We start from the raw sequence: 20016 nt of genomic DNA, 5'->3' as shown, positions 1-20016 counted from the left end.
ATTAAGCTCTCTTTTTTTATGGCTCCATACGGAATCTTGACTCATCATAAGGCAATGAAGAGGGGACAGATTCGGTTGTCAGTTCGGGGAATCTGAAAGCGGTCAGCCTGTTGCCGAATACACAACCGGTATCGATATTGATCGTATGATGAATCATCCGCGGACGTTTGACAGGAGTGTGGCCGTACACCACCCACGGATCGCCTTTGTAATGGGCGGCCCAGTCCCGCCTGACTGGCCGTCCGTCAGGCAGCGTTTCTCCTGTAATATCTCCGTATAGCACAAACTGTTTTACTTTTCCGACAGGTTTTTTGCCGATGTCTTCCGCTTTGATGCCGGCATGTGCGACGACAAGTTCGCCGTTATGCAGGATCTCATAAAGCGGAGCTTTTTCATAAAGGCGCATGAAAAGGTCTCTGATATCCTTCTGTTTATGTTTCGGAAGGTTTCTGTATTCGGCCGCCGTCGTCTCCAGCCCGTGCCGCAGCTTCACCGGATTTCCTTTGAAAAAACGGTACAGTTTATTGCAGTGATTGCCGGGCACATATCGCACAGCTCCTTCTTCAACGGCCCGTCCGACAAATTCAACGACCTCCAGCGATTTTGGCCCTCTGTCTGTTAAATCCCCGAGAAAGACAAGTGTTCTGTTTTCCGGATGAACGGGAAATCCCGATGACAGCGAGTAACCGAGCTTTTCAATCAGCGCAATCATTTCGTCATAGCACCCGTGAATATCACCGATTACATCGTAATTCATGCGTTTCTTCCTCCTGTCTGCGTATGTATTTACATTGCCCAATCCATATATAAATAAAGCTTCAGCGACTTTCGCCGGAGAAAATCAGGCATATTACTTTTTTTTCTGAGCGAGCATTGTTAAAATCGATTTTTACACCTGTGAGAAAAGAGCTCAAACGGTTCTTTTCCCACATGAAAATGTCTAAAAAGATGTTCCTTTTATTTTTAAAAAAGAGAACGCTAATCATACCCGGAAACCGGTTTTAGAGGAGGTACCAGTTTATGGAGCACACATCTGTCTCATCTTTAGTTGTCGTACTGATTATCGCATTTTTAACGCCCATCCTGCTGCACCGTTTCAGGTTAAGCATACCGGTGGTTGTCGCTGAAATTATCATGGGTCTTATTATCGGAAAAAGCGGGTTCGATCTGGTCGCCCAGCATGATACATGGCTCGAAACTTTATCGATGCTCGGATTTATCTTTTTAATGTTTTTAAGCGGGCTTGAAATCGATTTTTCCGCATTTGAAAAAGGAAAGAAAAAGCAGCTGCTTCCGAGCGGAAAGGAAGCGCCGAATACATTTAAAACGGCTTCGGTCATCTTTATTGCCGTCTTTATTTTATCGCTCGGCCTTTCTTACAGCTTTGTCATGGCAGGATTTATTGACAACGCCTTTTTAATGACGCTGATCATTTCGACAATTTCGCTCGGGGTTGTCGTTCCGACGCTGAAGGAAGAGCGTCTCATGAAGACGAATATCGGGCAGATTATTTTGCTTGTCGCCGTCATTGCCGATCTTGTCACGATGATTCTGCTTGCGGTGTTCGCCTCAATCTACGGCGACGAAAACAGCAATATGTGGCTGCTAATGATCTTATTTGCCGCCGGCGTCGTTTTATACCTGTTCGGAAGGGTATTTAAAAAGCGGCCTTTTGTCGAAGTGCTGTCAAAAGGCACGATCCAGATCGGCACAAGGGCGATATTTACGCTGATCATCGTACTTGTGGCGCTGTCCGAATCGCTCGGTGCAGAAAATATACTCGGCGCGTTTTTAGCCGGGGTGCTTGTTTCGCTGCTTTCGCCGAACAAGGAGCTCGTTCAGCAGCTCGATTCATTCGGCTACGGATTCCTCATCCCGATCTTCTTTGTGATGACAGGCGTCAAATTGGACATTTGGTCGCTGTTTGGCAATCCGAAAATTTTAGTGATGATCCCGCTTCTGTTTGTGGCTCTGTTAATCAGCAAAGTCATTCCGGTGCTGTTTTTGAAAAAGTGGTATGACATGAAAACCGTGCTGGCTTCCGGTTTTCTCCTGACTTCCACGCTTTCTTTGGTGATCGCGGCGACAACGATCGGCGAGCGCATCGGCGTCATTGACGCGCAGATGTCCGGCGCGCTGATTTTGGTGGCTGTCATTACATGCATCATCACACCGACCGGCTTTAAAAAATTAATGCCGAAAATGGAAAGCGAAAAAGAGAAAAAGACGATCACCTTTATCGGCGCAAATCAAATGACATTGCCGGTTACGCTCGAACTTTCTCCGGAAGATTATCACGTCAGAATCCTGCATGTCCGGCAGGAAAAAAAGGAAGAAAAGCTGGCGGACCCGGTGTTTGATGTTGAAGTTTTGCCTGATTATGAATACGAGACGCTTCAATCATTCGGCGTTTTCCAAACGGATATACTCGTCGTCGCCACAGGCAGTGAAGAGCGCAATACAGGGATCGCGCTTTTTGCGAAAGAGCAGAAAGTCGCGAGAATTATCGCCAGCGCAGATTCTCCAGACGCCGAATCCAGACTGAAAGATAACGGAATTGATACATTCTCCATTCTGCTTTCTACAAAAACGCTGCTGCGCGCGCTTATCGAGGCGCCTGGCGTTATGAAACTCCTGACGAACCAGGATGCGTCGCTGTATCAGATCAATATGAGCAATGAGCGATTTGACGGTGTCCTGTTAAGGGAGTTTCCGTTTACGGGAGATGTCATCTTCGTCCGAATTTTCCGCGGGGTTGACAGCATTGTGCCCCACGGGGATACAAGGCTGCAATTGGGTGACAGGCTGATCGCCACCGGTTCGCGCGAATATATTGCGGAATTGAGAAAAACGCTTGGAGACTGATGCTTGACCATTTTGCAATTCGTGATAAGATAAAAGTATAAACTGAATGAACAAGAAATGTTTTCCACTAGGGGAGTCCTTGATAAGGGCTGAGATAAAAGTGTGACTTTTAGACCCTCATAACCTGAACAGGTTCAAACCTGCGTAGGGAAGTGGCACGGTATTTGATTATGTATATATGCAAATTCCAAACCACTTTCCTTGCGGGAAAGTGGTTTTTTTATGTTCAGAATCGAAGGAGGAGCCTCGAAATGAAGTTTTCAGAAGAATGCCGAAGCAGCGCTGCAAAATGGTGGGAAGGCAGTTTTGTCCATCCGTTTATTCAAGGGATTGGAGACGGCACACTTCCGGTTGATCGATTTAAATACTATGTCATGCAGGATTCCTACTATTTGACCCACTTTGCCAAAGTCCAATCCTTTGGTGCGGCATATGCTCACGATTTATATACGACAAGCCGGATGGCTGAACACGCGAAAGGCACATATGAAGCCGAGATGTCGCTCCATAGGAAATTCACCGATCTATTGGGAATCACAAAGGAAGAACTGGAGTCGTTTCAGCCGTCGCCGACAGCGTATGCGTACACATCGCATATGTACCGTTCTGTCGTCAGCGGCAGTTTTGCGGAAATACTGGCCGCTTTGCTTCCTTGCTATTGGCTCTATTATGACGTCGGTGAAACGTTAAAAACGTGCAGGCCTGACAGCGCGATTTATCAAGAATGGATCGCGACATACGGAGGCGACTGGTTTAAAGAACTTGTGACAGAACAGATCAACCGCTTCGATGAGCTGGCTGAAAACGCCGATGAGAAAACGCGGGCGAAGATGAAGGAGAACTTCGTCATCTCCAGCTTCTACGAATACAGCTTCTGGGATATGGCCTACCAAAAAGAAAGCTGGTCAAAAAGCGGGGTGGATCAGCTTGCATCTGCACGCGATCACCGATGACAAGCACTCTGTGGAAGAGCTTGCTGCAAAAATCATCTCGATTCAAAATACCGTTGACTTTATCCACATCAGGGAAAGGTCAAAAAAAGTAAGCGAAATATCAAGTTTAATCGACCGCCTGGCCGAAGAAGGGGTTGATAAGCGGAAACTTATCATCAACGATAGGGTGGATATCGCTTTGTTTCATCACATTCACCGGGTGCAGCTGCCTTCACACGGCTTTTCCGTCAAAAGTGTGAGGAGCCGTTTTCCGCATTTGAAAATCGGAAAGTCCGTACATTCGCCAGAAGAAGCGGTTCAGGCTGAAACTGAAGGTGCAGATTACGTGCTGTTCGGCCACATTTTTGAAACGGACTGTAAAAAGGGCCGGAAAGGAAGAGGGGCTCTCAGCCTGGCTGAAGTGAAGGCGGCTGTAAGCATTCCGGTCATTGCGATCGGAGGTATTACCGAACAACGACTGGCGGAAGTCAAAATGGCAGACGGCATCGCCGTGATGTCGGGGATCTTTTCCCATGACAGACCGGATGAGGCGGCCGCGCGACTTGCCTGTCTCGTGAAGGGAGATTCATATGAGAAAGCGCTATGATACGATCGTGATCGGCGGAGGCATCATCGGGACATCCATCGCTTACCATCTTGCGAAATCGGGGAAAAAAACGGCCGTGTTTGAAAGCGGAGAAGTCGGCAAAAAAGCGACGAGCGCGGCGGCGGGCATGCTCGGCGCCCATGCTGAATGCGATAAACCCGGTACCTTTTTCGAATTTGCCAGAGCCAGCCAAAAAGCCTATCAGCGGCTGACGGGCGAATTGAAAGACATCAGCGGCATTGATATCAGAAAGCATGACGGAGGGATATTAAAGCTGGCATTTTCAGAAAGCGACCGCGAACATCTGATGCAAATGGCTGCACTGGATTCTGTGGAATGGCTTGAAGCAGCTGAAGTATATGAGCTGGAACCGCATGCCGGAAAAGGGATTCTCGGCGCCAATTTCATTCGGGACGACATCCATGTCGAACCGGCTGCAGCGTGCAGGGCATTTGCCAGGGGGGCCCGGATGCTCGGTGCCGATGTCTTCGAGTATACGCCCGTTTTATCGATCGAATCTGAAGCGGGGGCCGTCCGCGTCACTGCTGCTTCAGGCACCGCGGAGGCGGAGCACGTTGTCATTGCAAGCGGTGTGTGGAGCGGTGTTTTCTTTAAACAGATCGACATAGACAAAAGCTTTTATCCCGTCAAAGGGGAGTGCCTGTCTGTGTGGAATGACGGCATCCCTTTGACAAGGACGCTTTACCATGATCATTGCTACATCGTTCCGCGCCATAGCGGAAAGCTTGTCGTCGGCGCGACAATGAAGCCCGGGGATTGGAATGAACAGCCGGAACTTGGCGGAATCGAGGAGTTGATCCGAAAGGCCAAGTCGATGCTCCCTGACATTGAATCCATGGCAATCGACCAATGCTGGGCCGGATTACGCCCGGAAACAGGGGATGGCAATCCATATATCGGCAGACATCCTGAAAATGACCGGATATTGTTTGCTGCCGGACATTTCAGAAACGGCATCCTCCTGGCACCTTCAACCGGTGAGATGATAGCTGACATGATCCTCGGCAATCCGGTCAAAACAGAGTGGGCCGAGGCGTTTAAAGTGGAGCGAAAGGAGGCTGTGCACAGGTGAACATTCAGCTCAACGGCCGGAAAATAGAGTGGAGAGATGACGGCGGCACGGTTTACGATTTGCTCGCATCCTACAGTTTGGAAAATCGTGTTGTCGTTGTTGAAAGAAACAGGCAGATTATCGGAAAAGACCAATATCAAACAGTCAAACTGGAAGAACACGATGTCATCGAAATCGTTCATTTTGTCGGAGGGGGATAAACCGTTATGTTAAAAATCGCAGATCGTCAATTCTCATCAAGGTTATTGCTCGGCACAGGGAAGTATCCGTCATTTGAAATTCAAAAAGAGGCCGTCAGCTCATCTGAATCGGAGATCCTGACGTTTGCCGTCAGACGGATGAATATTTTTGAAGAATCTCAGCCTAATTTTTTGGAGCAGCTTGATTTAAGCCGTTATACGCTTTTGCCGAATACGGCCGGAGCAAAAACGGCTGAGGAAGCCGTCCGGATCGCCAAGCTTGCTAAAGCGAGCGGTCTTTGCGACATGATCAAAGTCGAAGTGATCGGCTGTGACCGTTCGCTTCTGCCTGACCCGGTAGAAACGCTGAAGGCGTCAGAAGCCTTGCTTGAAGAAGGTTTCATTGTGCTGCCGTATACATCGGACGATGTCGTCCTTGCGAGAAAGCTTGAAGAGCTCGGCGTACACGCCATTATGCCCGGGGCCTCTCCGATCGGTTCGGGACAGGGAATCGTCAATCCGCTCAACCTGTCGTTCATCATTGAACAGGCTAAGGTTCCCGTAATCGTGGATGCCGGAATCGGTTCTCCGAAAGATGCGGCATACGCAATGGAACTCGGCGCTGACGGAGTACTTTTGAACACGGCAGTGAGCGGGGCGAAAGATCCGGTCCAAATGGCGAAGGCTATGAAGCTTGCCGTTGAAGCGGGCAGACTCGGATACCTTGCCGGACGAATTCCGGAAAAGAACTACGGCATCGCCAGCAGTCCTGAAGAAGGGAAGTTGACGATTTGACCGGCAGGTATTCAAGACAGGAGCTTTTTCACCCGATCGGACCGGACGGCCAGGAAAAATTAAGCCGCGCCCGCGTCCTCGTGATCGGTGCAGGGGCATTGGGCGCGGCCAGCGCAGAAATGCTGGTGAGGGCCGGGGTCGGTTCGCTGACGATTGCCGACAGGGATTATGTGGAATGGAGCAATCTCCAGCGCCAGCAGCTCTATACGGAACAGGATGTGATGGATCAGATGCCAAAGGCTGCCGCTGCCGAAAAAAGGCTGCGCCTGATCAACAGCTCTGTTCAAGTGACCGGCATTGTAGCGGATGTTACCGCGGAAAAAGCGCTCGAGCTTGCGGCAGAAGCGTCCCTGATCGTCGATGCGACCGATAATTTTGAAACGCGGCTGATCATGAACGATGCGGCGGTCAAATTAGGCATCCCTTTCCTGTACGGCGCGTGTGTCGCAAGCTATGGCATCACATATACCGTAATTCCGGGAAAAACGCCGTGCCTTCACTGTCTTTTGGGGCATTTGCCCGCGAATACCATGACGTGCGACACAGCAGGGGTGATCGGTCCGGTCGTCCAGCAGGTTGCCGCATACCAGGTAACAGATGCCCTGAAGCTGCTGACCGGGCATGAACCGTCAGGAATGCTTCGCTCATTTGATATTTGGACAAATGAGCGCTCTGAAGTCCGGGCTGACGCGCTTAAACATGGCTCATGTCCGACGTGCGGAAAAGGCGAGTTTCCGTTTCTTTCAGCTGAAAACGAAACAAAAGCAGCCGTTCTTTGCGGCAGACAAACGGTTCAGATCAGGCCGGCCGCGGAACAGCCGCCGGAGCTGGAGCCGCTTGCCGCCAGATTAAAAAAAGCCGGTTTGGATGTGACGGGAAATCCTTATTTATTATCCTGCCGTACGGAGGATATTAAGTTCGTGATTTTTCGGGACGGACGCGCTTTGATTCACGGAACGAACGATATCAATCGCGCGAAAACGATATATCACAGGTGGATTGGCTAAAGGCCGAAGGGAGTGCAACATCATGAGCATATATAAAGCATTAACAATCGCCGGGTCGGATTCAGGAGGCGGAGCCGGCATTCAAGCCGACATTAAAACATTTCAGGAGCTTGGCGTCTTCGGCATGACGGCTTTGACAGCGGTCACTGCGCAAAATACAACAGGGGTTCACGGTGTCTACCCGCTTTCTCCGGAAGCGCTCGGCGCCCAGATTGATGCAGTGGCGGAAGATTTAAAACCTGACGCCGTGAAAACAGGGATGCTGTGGAGCGCGGAGATGATTGAGATCATTGCCGAAAAAATTGCAACACACGAGCTTAAACGTGTGATTGTCGATCCTGTCATGATCGCCAAAGGCGGCGCTTCACTATTGAATGAGGAAGCAGTTGAAACATTAAAACGGCGCCTGCTTCCGCTCGCTTATGCGGTAACGCCGAACATTCCCGAAGCCGAAGTGCTGACAGGGAGAAGCATTCAAACAATGGAAGACCGCAAAAAAGCGGCTCGTGAATTGCATGAAATGGGCGTTCGCAACATTATCATCAAGGGAGGACATCAGCCCGAGGACGGCAAAGTAACCGATCTCCTCTTCGACGGAGAGGTGTTCACAGAAAAAACGAACACCTATATTAAGACGAAAAATACCCATGGAACAGGCTGCACATTTGCCGCCGCTCTAACGGCGCAAACAGCGAAAGGAAACGGCATTCAAGGAGCTTTCCGCATCGCTGAGGCTTTCGTCCACGAAGCGGTTGCACGCAGCCTTGATTTCGGAGCCGGCCACGGACCGACCAACCATTTTGCATATCAAAAGTTATCCAACGCAGGGTTGGAACTGTAGTCCCGCAATAAAAACGAATCAATATCGCGGCAGGACATCTAAAACGGTCTCTGCCGCTTTTTATATTCTGAAATTGTCAGCCTGCTATTAATTGTGATACTATATATTATGATCAGGTACTAATAAAATGTTAATCATTAGGAGGATTTCATACATATGAATTTATCACTGGAAGGCCGGAATATCGTCGTCATGGGTGTAGCAAATAAACGAAGCATCGCTTGGGGAATCGCCCGCTCACTTCACAATGCAGGCGCAAGACTGATTTTTACGTATGCGGGTGAGCGGCTTGAAAAATCGGTCAAGGAGCTGGCCGATTCTTTGGAGCGGAACGATTCAATCGTACTTCCTTGTGATGTCACAAATGACCAAGAAATTGAAGCGTGCTTCGCCGACATCAAAAAAGAAGTCGGGGTCATCCACGGCATTGCACACTGCATCGCTTTCGCGAACAAAGAAGACTTGGCTGGAGAATACTTGAATACCACCCGCGACGGTTTTCTGCTCGCACACAATATCAGCTCTTACTCACTGACAGCGGTCGCTAAAGCGGCGCGCGGCATTATGACTGAAGGCGGAAGCATCGTCACGCTGACATACCTTGGAGGCGAGCGCGTTGTATCCAACTACAATGTCATGGGTGTTGCGAAAGCATCGCTTGATGCCAGCGTCAAATACTTGGCGAGCGATCTCGGAAAAGACGGAATCCGCGTCAACAGCATTTCCGCAGGGCCGATCCGGACATTGTCTGCAAAAGGAATCAGCGACTTCAACTCGATTTTAAAAGAAATCGAAGAGCGCGCACCGCTTCGCCGCACAACGACTCCGGAAGAAGTCGGCGACACGGCTGCTTTCCTGTTCAGCGACCTTTCCCGCGGCATGACCGGCGAAAACCTGCATGTTGATTCAGGCTACCATATCATCGCGCGATAACATAGCGCTAAAAAAGCAATCCGCTAAAGGATTGCTTTTTCTTTTCTTCTGATTTCTCCTTTTTTGCATATAGATATACCATGAACAGATCGGAGGGATCAAGATGTCTAGCAGAAAAAACGATGCGGAGCAAAAGCCGCTCATGTATATTGTGCAGCCGGACTATGATAAGGCAGAAGCGAACATGCAGGATATTCTGATTAAAAGAAAGAAGAAAGCAAAGCCCGACGCTTCCGAACAAAAAGCCCGGCGAAAGGAACAGCAGGATGAAGCCGTCCGGCCAGACGAAAAAGACGGCGCCGAAGCGGTGATTAGCGATGAGGCGAATCGGTCCGAAAAAGGAGTCAAACCGATTAAAAAGCCGCTCAACAAGATGACCATCGCCGAGAAAATCGACTTTTTGGCAAACCTTCCCGGCAATATGCCGAAAACCCTTTGTCTCATTGAAGCAGACGGGAAGACATACAGAGGAACGATCGCCGGAAAGAAAGGCGGTTCCTTATTTGTCAAAACGTCGAGTAAAGGGGCTCCGGCGGAACTGCCGATCGAGAGCATTACTTCCTTGCACCCTCTCGGCTTTTAAATTCATACGATAAAAAAAGTCCCGATACAGGGACTTTTTATTTTGAACGATTGATCAGTTGCGGATTTAAGCATTCGATCGCACAGAAGCATTCAAGATCCACTTCAACGCAGAAATTTGTTTTTTCCAAGCGGAACACATCGCAAATTTTGTCTTTATCTTCTGTGAAATCGAGAACGCGGCGATTTTCATCAAAGGCAATCAACAGTCTCAATGTAGCGCAGCAGTCATCAATCTTTTCAACTCTGAAAAACACGGTGCTGAAGCAAGGGCCTGCCTGAAGCTCTCCGACATTCCCAAACGCTACGAACGGCTTAGACTTTGAAGTGTATAAAATAAACGGAATGGTGTCGCCTAAGTGTCTCGAAGGGGAAAGCAGGTTGCTGAAACAGCTTGTCGGGCAGCCTTCTTCCTCAATGGCGTTTTGCAGATCGTGAATGTTTTCAACGGCTTCGCACACGCAATTTTCGGCTGAACATTTCGTCATGTTATGATCCCTCCTAGTTCAGGATTTAAAATTTCATTTTTCGGCCTGGCTTTTCTATTGGTAAAAGGAGCTGCCGAAAGCCGGCAGCTTTCGTGAAAAGACTGGCATCAAGCCGATCATAACGGCCGGCTTGATGCAGCCCGACACCTTTTAACCGTGGTGCTGATTGTGTTTTTTGTCTGCTGCGCGATCAACTAGTTCAGGTGACAGACATTGAATCGCGCAGAAACAAGTCAAGTCAACCTCGATGCAAAAGTCCGTTTTCTCAAGCCCGAAAAAGTCAGGGTCACAAGGATGGCAGACGCTTAATGTGTCGCCGTTTATGTCCACAGGCCTCAGGATTGAAAGCGTTGCACAGCAATCTTTTAGACTTTCTGCCCGGAAGAAAATCGATTCGAAGCACTGCATATCATCTGAAAATCCGCCGACATTTCCAAATGTTGAAAATAAACCGCCTTTTTTGTCGTACAAAAGGAACGGAATGGTGTCTTTACCGGAAACCGTCGGACTCAGCAGATTGCCGAAGCAGCTCGTCGGACATGTTTCTTCAACTGCATCCTGTTCTTTTATAATTTGTTCTACTGCATCGCATACACAATTTTCATGCCGGCCATGATGTTTTCCGCAGCTCATGGATTTCAGCTCCTTTTTATAGGGATATTTGACTTTAGTCTTTAACAACATATGTACCCGTGCCCTTGTTGGTGTGGGTAATCGTCTATAAAAATGAAGAAAAGCAGAGCTGATGGCTCTGCTTTTTTGAATTTCTAAAACGGGAATTCGATTAAAAGCAACACAAGTGCTAAGAAAACTTGAAGGGCCAAAGTGATCGCTACAGCAATGTCTGTGTCTTCTGTTGTCACTGTAACATCGCGTGAGTTGTCGATAACAAGTTTTTGGCGGTTGGCTTGCTTGTTCGCTGTCAATTGGAATAGATCTTGTGAAATGATTTCTGCCAGTTCTGCATCATCAATAAGTGTAAGGATAGATAGGAAAATACCTGCTTGAATGCCTGCCAGAATAGATACGGCAATTTGAGTATCCTCTGTATGAACGGTGATATTACAAGAATCTTTAATGATGATTGTTTCATCTGAAAGCTGTTTGTTCACATTCACTTGATCAAAGTCCTGATCGAACAGAGCATTGCCGCCATGTCTGGCACCGCATTTGCAGCTGTAGTCATCGCATAGCTGTTTCTTTTGAGGTCTAGGATAGTAATCAGTTCCCGGATGCTCGCATTCAGGATCAAGCGCAACCCAAGAATATGGTCTAGTTTCCATTTGTTTTCCTCCTTCCATTTACTATTATTAAATGTTAGAGACTCCGAACTTGTATATGGCAGATACCCTACTCCAAATCCCCATTTTTTTCTTCATTTGTGTCTGTTTCCTGTGTTTGTCTTCTTTGTCTGAGCTTTTCTCTTAATTTGTTTTTATTTGAGCGGTTTCTTCTTCGTCTCGGCCTTTCATCTGACTGTGAGGAAGCTTTGGATTGAGATCCCTCTTTTTTCTCCTGCTGTTGTTGAATAATGGCATCAGATTGAGCTTTCAGATCTTCGAACATTTTCAAAATGTTTGCTTTTTCTTCATCGGAGATCTTCTTTGCCTGATCTTTTGAGATGCCATGCTTTTTTAAAACACTTGAAACGAGCATATTCATCATCGGATTCGGAGTCATATCCGGCTTCACTTTTTCTTTATCAGACAATTGATTTTCACCTCGATTTTTTTAAATTTTTTTAGAAAGAAAGGCTTAAAGTATGTCAAGTACAATCATAAGGGCGATCAAAACATCGGTTAAAAGTTGGACTGAAAGCAAAATATCTTCTGAGGAAAGTGTAATAGTGACATTGCAGCTGTTGATGGCTTTAATGATGATCTTTCTCCTGCTTTGCAGCCTTTGTACGGCTAAAATCTGTTCAGAGATGATGTCTGCCGTATCCTCGTCTTCGATCGCAAGCTGTAACAATAAAATAATCAATGTGATCACAATGGCTTGTAAAGAGAGAGCTGCTGTTATGTTTGTCGTATTTACAGTGACATGTTCTGAATCAATCACTTCAATGAGCTGGTCATATTCCCGGGACAATTCGTCAAATGTTTCTGCGTACAGAGCTTCGGCTTTTTCATGAAACGACATAACTTTCACTCCTTTCTTATCCACACTTTATTAAATGCAGACCGGTACCATAGCGGAATGAGGAAAACATACATTTCAGCACCCAAATTTGCTGTTTTAGGTAAGGCGGTTCCGGCATATATTTGGAAGCAGGAAAGGGGGAGCCCTGTGATACAAAGCTGGCTTTTATATATTCTATTTTCTATCGCGGTTTTTCGGCTGACGCGGCTGGTCGTGTTTGACACGATTATGGCGCCGTTTAGAAGCCTGTTTCACGAAGAGGTTGAAGAAAAAAACGAAAAAACGGGAGAGACCGAGACGTATCTTGTCATGAAAGGAAAAGGCGTGAGAGCGTGGATCGGCGAGCTGTTGAGCTGTTATTGGTGTACGGGTGTGTGGTGTACCGCGTTTTTGCTTGTTCTTTACGCATTTGTTCCGACCATTGCTGAATGGCTGATTCTTCTGCTTGCCATCGCGGGCCTTGCTGGGGTACTGGAAACGATCGTGTCCAAATGGCTCGATTGAATGGGGATTTATCATTAGCAACTTATGAAAAGAAGACTCATATAATGGCGTATAAGCATGAGAAAGGAAGGAATGCAATGAGACAAGTGAAAAGAAGGCAGCAAGGCCGATTAACGAACGCTTCCAGCAATCATCAGTCCACTTTCTCAAAAAAAGTGAAGAAAAAAGGCTGCGGATGCGGCAAAAAAAAGAGAACCTATTAATATCAAAAAAAGCCGGATACAGTCCGGTTTTTTTGTTGCCAATTTTTCTTCTGATGCATACACCATCATAAGGGGGAAAAACGATGAATTTATTTGAACAGCTGGTTGAATCGATATACCGCAAGCACGATCAAACGCAAGCCGGCCATGACCGGGTGATCTTTGAGCAGCAGAAGGAACTGGAGACATTTGACCGTTCTGCCGAACAGTTCGGCAGGCAGGTCGAAGCGTTTGCAGAGAATGCCGAAAAATGGCTGGGAGAGGACGTGAGTCTGCCGGGCATCTTTAAATAATCCACGAAAGCCCTATGCATCAATCCAAGCGAATTCTATCAACTGTCATATCGTGTAGGGAGAAAAGGAGGTGCTTTAGATGGGCTTTTGTGGCGGAGGCTACGGCGGCGGCTACTGCGGCGGCTATGGCGGTGGCTATGGTTCAACGTTTGTATTGATCGTTGTCTTGTTTATTCTTCTAATTATTGTCGGCGCTTCTTTTAAATATTAGTTTTTGAGTTGAAGCGAAGAGGGCGGCGGCAGCATGTGGCCGTGCTCTCTTCTTTTTGAACGGGAAAAGCACAAGGCTTTTCAAAGATGCATAAGATAGCGTAACACTCCCAAAAAGGAGGCATAGGTATGGACAATCAATTTTTCAAAAACATCGAAAAGAAAACGGGCGTCAGCATGAATGACGTCATGCAGCTTGCGAATTCGCTGCAAAATGCCAACTTCAAGGATGAAAAAACGGTCCGCAGCGTGATTAAGCGCGTCGCTAAATTGGCGAACAAACGGGTTCCTCAGGAAATGGAAGATAAGATTGTTGAATCCATTGTAAGCGGCAAGGAAAAAATGGATTTCAACACGATCGCGAAAATGATGAACAGCAAAAAATAAACACCGCGCCTTCCGATAAAAGGAGGGCACGGTGTTTTTTATTGCAGCTGGACCTGGGGATTCGGGCGTAAAACAGGCTGCAAGAACCTTGAGCGGTATGCCGTTCTGCCCCTTCTGACGGAAGGGACGCTGATATACAGGCGGTCCTCGGCCCGGGTCATGGCGACATACAGCAGCCTCCGCTCTTCTTCAAGAGCGGTTTCGTCGCCTTTTCTCGCTGTCTCCAGGGCAAAGTCATGCGGAATCGAGCCGTCCTGTACTCCCAGGATATAGACCGTTTTGAATTCAAGCCCTTTCGCACGGTGGATTGTTAAAAGCTGAACACCGTATCCGTCGGCTTTTTGCTTTTCCGCGGCTCTCATATGATCGACATGCTCAAGAAATTCGGGGATCGTTTTGAATCTTTTTGCCGCTGTTTTGAGATCCCGCAGATCGTCAGACCCTTTTTCGAGCTTGTTTCCTTCGTTACCGCGCTTTTTCAAGTAATCGGAAAAGCCCATTTTTTCCTCTGCGAAAGAGATCGCTTCAACCGGTTTCATCGTTTTTAAGCCTGTGAAAAAAGGAACGATTTTTTTTATTTTATCAAGCTGAAACGGTTTGATGTCGGTCAGTTTTTCAAGCGCCTGAACCATCGTGCAATCTTCGGTAATCGAGAGCGCTTTAAGCGTATTTAAAGCGGACTGCTTGAGAAAGAGGGCGGGTAAAATCTGTTTGACGGCTTCCGCGTCATCCTGATTTTGGCTTAAGTAGAGATAAGCCAGCATCTGCCGGACGATTCTCCTGCTGTAAAACGACCGGACGCCTTGTTCAGCCGTGTACGGAATAGCCGACTGGTGCAGACGTTCAAAGATTGCGCGTCCGCTGCTGTTTGTCCGGTATAGGATGGCGAAGTCATCAGGCTTAGCGCCCATTTCAATTTTTTCTTGGATATCAGAGACGATCATAATCGCTTCTTCCTCTTCATCATAAGGATAAAATAAGAGCGGTTTTTGACGGTCATCTCTCGCAGCGCTTAATGTTTTCGGAAAACGCTTTTTATTTTTCCTCACGACCATATCGGCGCTTGCCACAATCGGATGGCTCGATCTGTAATTCGTCGTGAGGCGGACTGTTTTCGCCTTCGGATAATCTTTTTCAAAATCGAGTATAAAAGAGGGGCTGCTGCCTCTGAACGCATAGATTGACTGGTCATCATCCCCGACACAGGTCAGGTTGTTTTCCGGGCTCGCCAACAGCTTGATGATGGCATACTGAACAGGGTTGATGTCCTGAAATTCGTCGATCAAAATCGCGTGAAAGCGTGTCTGATATCGTTTTAAAATGTCTGGCTGTTCTTGAAACAGCTGCCAGCATGCAGATGCCATATCGTCGAAATCGAATTGGCGCCGCGCAGCTTTTTGTTCTTCATAATGACGGTACAGCCGGTGAACCCGCTTTTCCCACTCGTCTTCCAGCGGAATCTGTTCGCCCGGAAGATAAGCGTTCTTCCAGTAGCCGATCTGCTGGATCGCCTGGTCAACCGGAAAGTCTTTTTCATCAAGCCCTTCTTCGGCAAGGGCCATTTTGATGTATTGTTCTTTTTGCCATTCCCATTTCAGCAGGTGCTCGCCATTCCATTTTGCCGGATCATGATGATAAAGAATTTTGTAAAAAAAGCTGTGGAAGGTGCCTGTCACGAGGCGGTTCACAGTCTGCATCGGCAATCCGTATTGCGAGGCCATCCGCTCTTTCATTTCTTTCACGGCTTTTGTCGTGAATGTGACGAGCAAAATCGCAGAAGGCGGGATATCGAGCCGGGCTATCATATAAGCCGCCCGCGCGGTTAAGACCCGCGTTTTTCCGCTTCCCGCGCCGGCCAGAACGAGAAGGGGTTCTTCGGGGGCCGTCACGGCGGCAAGCTGTTTTTCATTCAGCGGCACATTCGGAAAGACCGGTTCCGGAGCCGTTTCTTCCGCTGGGGAGAAAGGAGAATGGATGGAAGCTTCGCGAGGCGGCGTCCAGAAGTCCGCGTCCGCCTTCTTTTCCTCTCCGATCGCTTTGCCTTTCGGAAGACGAAACACGCCGCTTTCTGTATAGTCGTTCTGTCTGGTCTGCTCTGTCTTCTCGCTTAAGCAAGCTGCCTCACATTGAGAAAAATCCCCGTTTTCCCGGTGAAAAAAATGCGGTTCTTCATGAATCGACAATTTCAGTCTGAGCGGCAAGCCGCAATGTTTACACGTGATTCTGTCTTTTCTTGCTTCATCAAAGAGGAATTGCAGGTGTTCTCTCGAATATGTATGTATATGAATGTCTCGGTTATTGAATCGGGCGCATTTCAAAAAGAGGTCCTCCAATTAATGGGTAGTCGTCTAGTGTCATGAGACAACGTCTATCATATCAAATGAAAACCGTTTAAAACAGTAGATTTTTGGGAATTAAAGCTGATGAGGAGGAGATCGAATGGGATATTTGCCGCCTGTCCATCATGATCAATATACACAGTACGCCAATCGCAGCATCAGCCAAAAATCGAATTATGCGCATATACAAAAAATCACCAATATCCCAAGCGAGCGCGCCTACCGCGAAGTCGAAAAAAGAGAGGAAAACCAGACTGCGGCTTTTAGGCGGGTCTTGGAAAAGAAGCGAAAAAAAACGCTGAACCGCCGTGTTGCAGAAAAGGCGGAAAGCGGACGCTACGTTAACGAGTCCGTTTGAAAGATGAAACAAACCCCGGCTTTTATACCGGGGTTTTCGTTATTTTTTGCGCAGTTTTTTGAGTCCGAAATACAGAATAATCATAGCGGCCGCTCCGATCATAATCGGAGTCGTGTACGTTCTCGCCACATTTTCAACATGATCCCACCGGCTGCCGAGCTGTATGCCGAGGTAGACGAATAGTATCGACCACGGTATGATGGCCAGCACGGTCAGACCCGTGAATTTTAAAATCGGCATTTTCGCAATTCCTGCCGGAATGGAGATGGCGTGCCTGACCACGGGAATGAAGCGGGCGGAAAAGACAACGCCTCCGCCGTATTTCTCAAACCATTTTTCGGCCGTTTGAATGTGATGCTTTTGGATCAATAAGTACTTTCCGTATTTGTATAAAAACGGCCTTCCGCCGTAATAGCCGATCCAGTATAAAAACAATTGAGCAATCGTTCCCCCGATGACGCCGGCGATCACGGCCCCTGTCATCGTAATGGAGCCGCTTGACACCAAGTATCCGCCGTAGGCCAGTACGATTTCACTCGGGATGATTTCGATCATTAAACCGATCGCAATGCCGAAATAGCCAAGATCGGTCAGCCACATTAAAATATCATTCACTATGCTTCCCATTTTCGTTTTTTCTCCCTGCTTTTGATTTCATCAGCCGAACGTTGGAGCAGCTGCCGGGATGTTTCCCTGCCGCCCGCGCGGGAAACAAGCAAATCTCAAAAACCGTCCGGATGCGCCCTGTGCCATTGCCACGCGCTTTGAATAATGGTTTGTAAATCGCTGTATCGCGGCTTCCATCCGGTATCTTCCGTCAGTGTCCGGCTGTCCGCCACAAGCACTGGCGGATCCCCCGCTCTGCGCTCGTCCGTTTTTGCTGCAATGCTTCGCTCTGTCATGTTTTCCGCGGCTTCAATGATTTCTTTTACGGAATGTCCGGCCCCTGTCCCTACATTATAAACATTTTGCTTCAGTCTGTCTTCATATAACCCGTCAAGGGCCGCCAGGTGGGCGGAAGCCAGATCGAGGACGTGAATATAATCCCTGATGCATGTTCCGTCCGGCGTCGGATAATCATCTCCGAAAATTGACAGCTGCTTTCGCTGTCTCAAAGCCGTCTGCAGGACGAGGGGAATGAGATGGCTTTCAGGATCGTGATCCTCGCCGATCGCTCCGTTTAAAGCGGCGCCGGCCGCGTTGAAGTAGCGGAGGGCTGCCCACTTGACACCGTGCGTTTTCCCGACCCAGTGCAAGTATTTTTCGATCATCAGCTTTGATTCCCCGTATGGATTGACAGGGGAGAGGGGGGCTGTTTCTTTGATCGGGACTTTTTCCGGGATGCCATATACGGCGGCGGTCGACGAAAAGACGATGTTTTTGACGCCTTCCTTGATGACCGTTTCGAAGAATGCACAAGACTTGAGCGTGTTTTCCTTAAAGTAGAGCTCAGGCTTTTCGATCGATTCGGACACAAGGCTTTTGGCGGCGAAATGGATGACAGCATCAACATCATGATGTTTGATGATGGCTTTGACAAGTGCCGCATCACCGATATCACCTTCGTAAAAGCTGCCCCCGCTGACAGCTTCCCTGTGCCCGGTGGATAAATTGTCAAGCACGACGACGGAGCGGTTTTGCTTTGTTAATTCGAGTACGGTGTGGCTGCCGATGTATCCGGCTCCCCCTGTAACGAGTACGGATGTCATTGCCATGCTCCTTTCTGCGCTTCTTTTTTTAAGACGCTTTCCAGATAGGTGAGCAGTTTTGGCCGCATCTCGTCCCGCATAAGAGCGATTTCCGTGCTCGCTTTAAAACTGCCCAGCTTGTCTCCGATATCAAAGCGGCTTCCTTCCAATTTGTGCGCATACATGCTTTGTTCCCGGCAGATTTCCCTTAGTGCGTCAGTCAGCTGAATTTCATTTCCCGCACCGCGCTTCGTTTGTTCGAGCACGGGGAAAATCGACGGCCTCAGCACATAGCGGCCCATGACCGCGATATTTGAAGGGGCTTCTTTGACAGACGGCTTTTCCACAAGATCGTCAATTTGATACACTTTGTTCTTTTGCGCGCACGTCTGAATGATGCCGTATTTGCTGACGTCCGCCGGATCGACTGGCTGAACGCCGATGACTTCCGTCTGATATTCTTCAAATACTTCAAGCAGCTGCCGAAGCGCCGGCGTTTCTGACACCATGATGTCGTCGCCGAGCAGAACGGCAAACGGCTCATCACCGATGAAATGCTTGGCCGATAACACCGCATGTCCGAGACCGAGGGGCTCCTTTTGTCGGATATAATGAATATTCGCCATATCGGCGATGTCGCATATTTCTTTTAACACATCGTTTTTTCCTTTGGCGAACAGGTTTTGCTCCAGTTCAACAGAGCGGTCAAAATGGTCTTCAATCGAACGTTTATTTCTTCCTGTAATGATAAGGATGTCTTCTATTCCTGACTGGACAGCTTCTTCCACGATATATTGAATGGCCGGTTTATCGACAATCGGCAGCATTTCTTTCGGCTGCGCTTTTGTTGCCGGCAAAAATCTTGTACCCAATCCGGCTGCTGGGATGACTGCTTTTTTTACTTTCATGGTTATTCACTCCTGGTCTTTTTTATGAATCTGTTCCGGGTTCTTGAAACACCCATAGCTTGTTTCCGATAAAGTTGATCGCCATTCCTGCGACTGTTGCGGACATTTTGCTGACAAAAAGGGACAGGCCGGCTTTTTGAAATATATACAGAAGGACAAATGTAGCGCCTGCTGCTGCAAGATTGATCATGATAAACCGGATGATCTCCGCGCCATGCGCTTTTTCCTGTACTTGAAACGTCCATGTCCGATTCCAGATATAGCTGTTTGCCACGCCTGCCGAATAGGAAAACAACTGTGCGGCCAGGTAGGGGACGTGGAGCGACGTAAGGAGGAAAAACACGGCGAAATCAACGAGTGTGTTTCCGGCTCCGACTACCCCGAAACGGGCGAGTGTGGTGATGTTGTTTTTGTTCATAACGGCATTCGGCTGTTACCTCCCGTCTATTTTGTGCAGGGCTTCGTAAAAGCTTAGAAACAACTTTAATAGACAATGTTGAATAAACGATAAACAAAAGATGAACAAACTATGAAATGTTTTCTGAGGAAAAGAAAAACCGTTCCGCTTTTTAAGCGGAACGGTTACTTTTTGTGAAAAAGAAAACCCTAGGCTAGGCCTAGGGTTCCAAAAAGCTTTCAGCGTTGTATTAAGAAAACTCCCC

Annotated in this window: 27 protein-coding genes and 1 riboswitch; of the genes, 16 read left to right on the top strand and 11 right to left on the bottom strand. The window is 48.0% G+C overall.

What is annotated here, in order from left to right; all coding sequences use genetic code 11:
• Positions 1 to 16 precede the first annotated feature (16 nt).
• Positions 17 to 757, bottom strand: a complete 741-nt coding sequence (prpE, locus tag QMZ64_RS12065; RefSeq protein WP_265627327.1) for a bis(5'-nucleosyl)-tetraphosphatase PrpE — start codon at positions 755 to 757, stop codon at positions 17 to 19.
• A 263-nt stretch (positions 758 to 1020) separates the two neighbouring features.
• On the opposite strand from prpE, the gene QMZ64_RS12060 reads away from it, so the two are divergent.
• From QMZ64_RS12060 to QMZ64_RS12015, 10 genes are all read left to right on the top strand, one after another.
• On the top strand, positions 1021 to 2865 hold the full coding sequence (locus QMZ64_RS12060) for a monovalent cation:proton antiporter family protein (protein ID WP_165426688.1): 1845 nt from the start codon (positions 1021 to 1023) through the stop codon (positions 2863 to 2865).
• A gap of 59 nt (positions 2866 to 2924) precedes the next feature.
• A riboswitch (TPP riboswitch) is annotated at positions 2925 to 3033 on the top strand.
• A gap of 83 nt (positions 3034 to 3116) precedes the next feature.
• Positions 3117 to 3818 carry a thiaminase II gene (gene tenA, locus QMZ64_RS12055; RefSeq protein WP_265627326.1) on the top strand — a complete coding sequence of 234 codons (702 nt, stop codon included), beginning with the start codon at positions 3117 to 3119 and terminating at the stop codon, positions 3816 to 3818.
• Positions 3793 to 4404 (top strand): thiazole tautomerase TenI, encoded by a 612-nt coding sequence (gene tenI / locus QMZ64_RS12050; RefSeq protein WP_265627325.1) that lies wholly within the window; start codon positions 3793 to 3795, stop codon positions 4402 to 4404. Before tenA ends, tenI begins: the two co-directional genes overlap by 26 nt.
• Positions 4388 to 5497, top strand: coding sequence for a glycine oxidase ThiO (gene thiO / locus QMZ64_RS12045; protein ID WP_265627324.1), 1110 nt, complete (start codon positions 4388 to 4390; stop codon positions 5495 to 5497). Before tenI ends, thiO begins: the two co-directional genes overlap by 17 nt.
• Positions 5494 to 5697: a sulfur carrier protein ThiS gene (gene thiS, locus QMZ64_RS12040; protein ID WP_265627323.1), complete on the top strand. Its 204-nt coding sequence runs from the start codon at positions 5494 to 5496 to the stop codon at positions 5695 to 5697. The genes thiO and thiS overlap by 4 nt, the downstream gene beginning before the upstream one ends.
• Positions 5698 to 5703: 6 nt before the next feature.
• A complete protein-coding gene (locus tag QMZ64_RS12035; protein ID WP_265627322.1) occupies positions 5704 to 6471 on the top strand; it encodes a thiazole synthase in 768 nt (255 codons plus the stop codon).
• Positions 6468 to 7478 carry a thiazole biosynthesis adenylyltransferase ThiF gene (locus QMZ64_RS12030; RefSeq protein WP_265627321.1) on the top strand — a complete coding sequence of 337 codons (1011 nt, stop codon included), beginning with the start codon at positions 6468 to 6470 and terminating at the stop codon, positions 7476 to 7478. The genes QMZ64_RS12035 and QMZ64_RS12030 overlap by 4 nt, the downstream gene beginning before the upstream one ends.
• A 22-nt stretch (positions 7479 to 7500) precedes the next feature.
• Positions 7501 to 8319, top strand: coding sequence for a bifunctional hydroxymethylpyrimidine kinase/phosphomethylpyrimidine kinase (thiD, locus tag QMZ64_RS12025; RefSeq protein ID WP_243939721.1), 819 nt, complete (start codon positions 7501 to 7503; stop codon positions 8317 to 8319).
• Positions 8320 to 8475: 156 nt separating this feature from the next.
• Entirely contained in the window at positions 8476 to 9252 is a 777-nt protein-coding gene (fabI, locus tag QMZ64_RS12020; RefSeq protein ID WP_003180687.1) for an enoyl-ACP reductase FabI, read from the top strand.
• A gap of 103 nt (positions 9253 to 9355) precedes the next feature.
• Positions 9356 to 9835, top strand: coding sequence for a CotO family spore coat protein (locus tag QMZ64_RS12015; protein ID WP_265627320.1), 480 nt, complete (start codon positions 9356 to 9358; stop codon positions 9833 to 9835).
• Positions 9836 to 9872: 37 nt separating this feature from the next.
• Here QMZ64_RS12015 and QMZ64_RS12010 read toward each other — a convergent pair whose 3' ends face one another.
• The 5 genes from QMZ64_RS12010 to QMZ64_RS11990 all read right to left on the bottom strand — a co-directional run bounded on the left by QMZ64_RS12010 (position 9873) and on the right by QMZ64_RS11990 (position 12464).
• Complete coding sequence (locus tag QMZ64_RS12010) at positions 9873 to 10322, bottom strand: CotY/CotZ family spore coat protein (protein ID WP_165426698.1); 450 nt, start codon at positions 10320 to 10322, stop codon at positions 9873 to 9875.
• A 150-nt stretch (positions 10323 to 10472) separates the two neighbouring features.
• Positions 10473 to 10955 carry a CotY/CotZ family spore coat protein gene (locus QMZ64_RS12005; RefSeq protein ID WP_003180694.1) on the bottom strand — a complete coding sequence of 161 codons (483 nt, stop codon included), beginning with the start codon at positions 10953 to 10955 and terminating at the stop codon, positions 10473 to 10475.
• 134 nt (positions 10956 to 11089) lie between these two features.
• Entirely contained in the window at positions 11090 to 11605 is a 516-nt protein-coding gene (locus QMZ64_RS12000) for a spore coat protein (protein WP_265627319.1), read from the bottom strand.
• A gap of 67 nt (positions 11606 to 11672) precedes the next feature.
• The gene (locus QMZ64_RS11995; protein WP_265627318.1) at positions 11673 to 12032 is read right to left on the bottom strand and encodes a spore coat protein; all 360 of its coding nucleotides are present in this window, start codon (positions 12030 to 12032) and stop codon (positions 11673 to 11675) included.
• 45 nt (positions 12033 to 12077) lie between these two features.
• Entirely contained in the window at positions 12078 to 12464 is a 387-nt protein-coding gene (locus QMZ64_RS11990; protein WP_265627317.1) for a spore coat protein, read from the bottom strand.
• 147 nt (positions 12465 to 12611) lie between these two features.
• Between QMZ64_RS11990 and QMZ64_RS11985 the strand changes: the two genes are divergently transcribed.
• From QMZ64_RS11985 to spoVIF, 5 genes are all read left to right on the top strand, one after another.
• Complete coding sequence (locus tag QMZ64_RS11985; RefSeq protein ID WP_003180704.1) at positions 12612 to 12968, top strand: DUF1360 domain-containing protein; 357 nt, start codon at positions 12612 to 12614, stop codon at positions 12966 to 12968.
• Between the two features lie 77 nt (positions 12969 to 13045).
• Positions 13046 to 13171, top strand: a complete 126-nt coding sequence (locus QMZ64_RS11980) for a hypothetical protein (RefSeq protein ID WP_254926386.1) — start codon at positions 13046 to 13048, stop codon at positions 13169 to 13171.
• A gap of 83 nt (positions 13172 to 13254) precedes the next feature.
• On the top strand, positions 13255 to 13464 hold the full coding sequence (locus QMZ64_RS11975) for a hypothetical protein (protein ID WP_265627316.1): 210 nt from the start codon (positions 13255 to 13257) through the stop codon (positions 13462 to 13464).
• A gap of 79 nt (positions 13465 to 13543) precedes the next feature.
• Positions 13544 to 13675, top strand: coding sequence for a YjcZ family sporulation protein (locus QMZ64_RS11970; protein ID WP_165426703.1), 132 nt, complete (start codon positions 13544 to 13546; stop codon positions 13673 to 13675).
• Between the two features lie 128 nt (positions 13676 to 13803).
• The gene (spoVIF, locus tag QMZ64_RS11965) at positions 13804 to 14061 is read left to right on the top strand and encodes a sporulation-specific transcription regulator SpoVIF (protein WP_003180710.1); all 258 of its coding nucleotides are present in this window, start codon (positions 13804 to 13806) and stop codon (positions 14059 to 14061) included.
• Between the two features lie 38 nt (positions 14062 to 14099).
• On the opposite strand, the gene QMZ64_RS11960 is transcribed toward spoVIF, so the two are convergent.
• Positions 14100 to 16379 carry an ATP-dependent helicase gene (locus QMZ64_RS11960; RefSeq protein ID WP_265627315.1) on the bottom strand — a complete coding sequence of 760 codons (2280 nt, stop codon included), beginning with the start codon at positions 16377 to 16379 and terminating at the stop codon, positions 14100 to 14102.
• A gap of 121 nt (positions 16380 to 16500) precedes the next feature.
• Between QMZ64_RS11960 and QMZ64_RS11955 the strand changes: the two genes are divergently transcribed.
• A complete protein-coding gene (locus QMZ64_RS11955) occupies positions 16501 to 16758 on the top strand; it encodes a hypothetical protein (protein WP_265627314.1) in 258 nt (85 codons plus the stop codon).
• Between the two features lie 39 nt (positions 16759 to 16797).
• Here QMZ64_RS11955 and uptA read toward each other — a convergent pair whose 3' ends face one another.
• The 4 genes from uptA to QMZ64_RS11935 form a co-directional block, all read right to left on the bottom strand.
• Complete coding sequence (gene uptA / locus QMZ64_RS11950) at positions 16798 to 17385, bottom strand: undecaprenyl phosphate transporter UptA (protein WP_020450968.1); 588 nt, start codon at positions 17383 to 17385, stop codon at positions 16798 to 16800.
• A gap of 95 nt (positions 17386 to 17480) precedes the next feature.
• Positions 17481 to 18467: a UDP-glucose 4-epimerase GalE gene (gene galE / locus QMZ64_RS11945; protein ID WP_265627313.1), complete on the bottom strand. Its 987-nt coding sequence runs from the start codon at positions 18465 to 18467 to the stop codon at positions 17481 to 17483.
• Positions 18464 to 19360, bottom strand: a complete 897-nt coding sequence (gene galU / locus QMZ64_RS11940) for a UTP--glucose-1-phosphate uridylyltransferase GalU (protein WP_265627835.1) — start codon at positions 19358 to 19360, stop codon at positions 18464 to 18466. Before galU ends, galE begins: the two co-directional genes overlap by 4 nt.
• 16 nt (positions 19361 to 19376) lie before the next feature.
• The gene (locus QMZ64_RS11935; RefSeq protein ID WP_265627312.1) at positions 19377 to 19772 is read right to left on the bottom strand and encodes a GtrA family protein; all 396 of its coding nucleotides are present in this window, start codon (positions 19770 to 19772) and stop codon (positions 19377 to 19379) included.
• Positions 19773 to 20016 lie beyond the last annotated feature (244 nt).

It is taken from the genome of Bacillus sp. LB7 (genome assembly GCF_030449715.1).
In the GTDB taxonomy this organism is placed as follows: Bacteria; Bacillota; Bacilli; order Bacillales; family Bacillaceae; genus Bacillus; species Bacillus paralicheniformis.
Note: the sequence above shows the minus strand (reverse complement) of the source record. Positions and strands in the feature narration are given on the sequence as shown.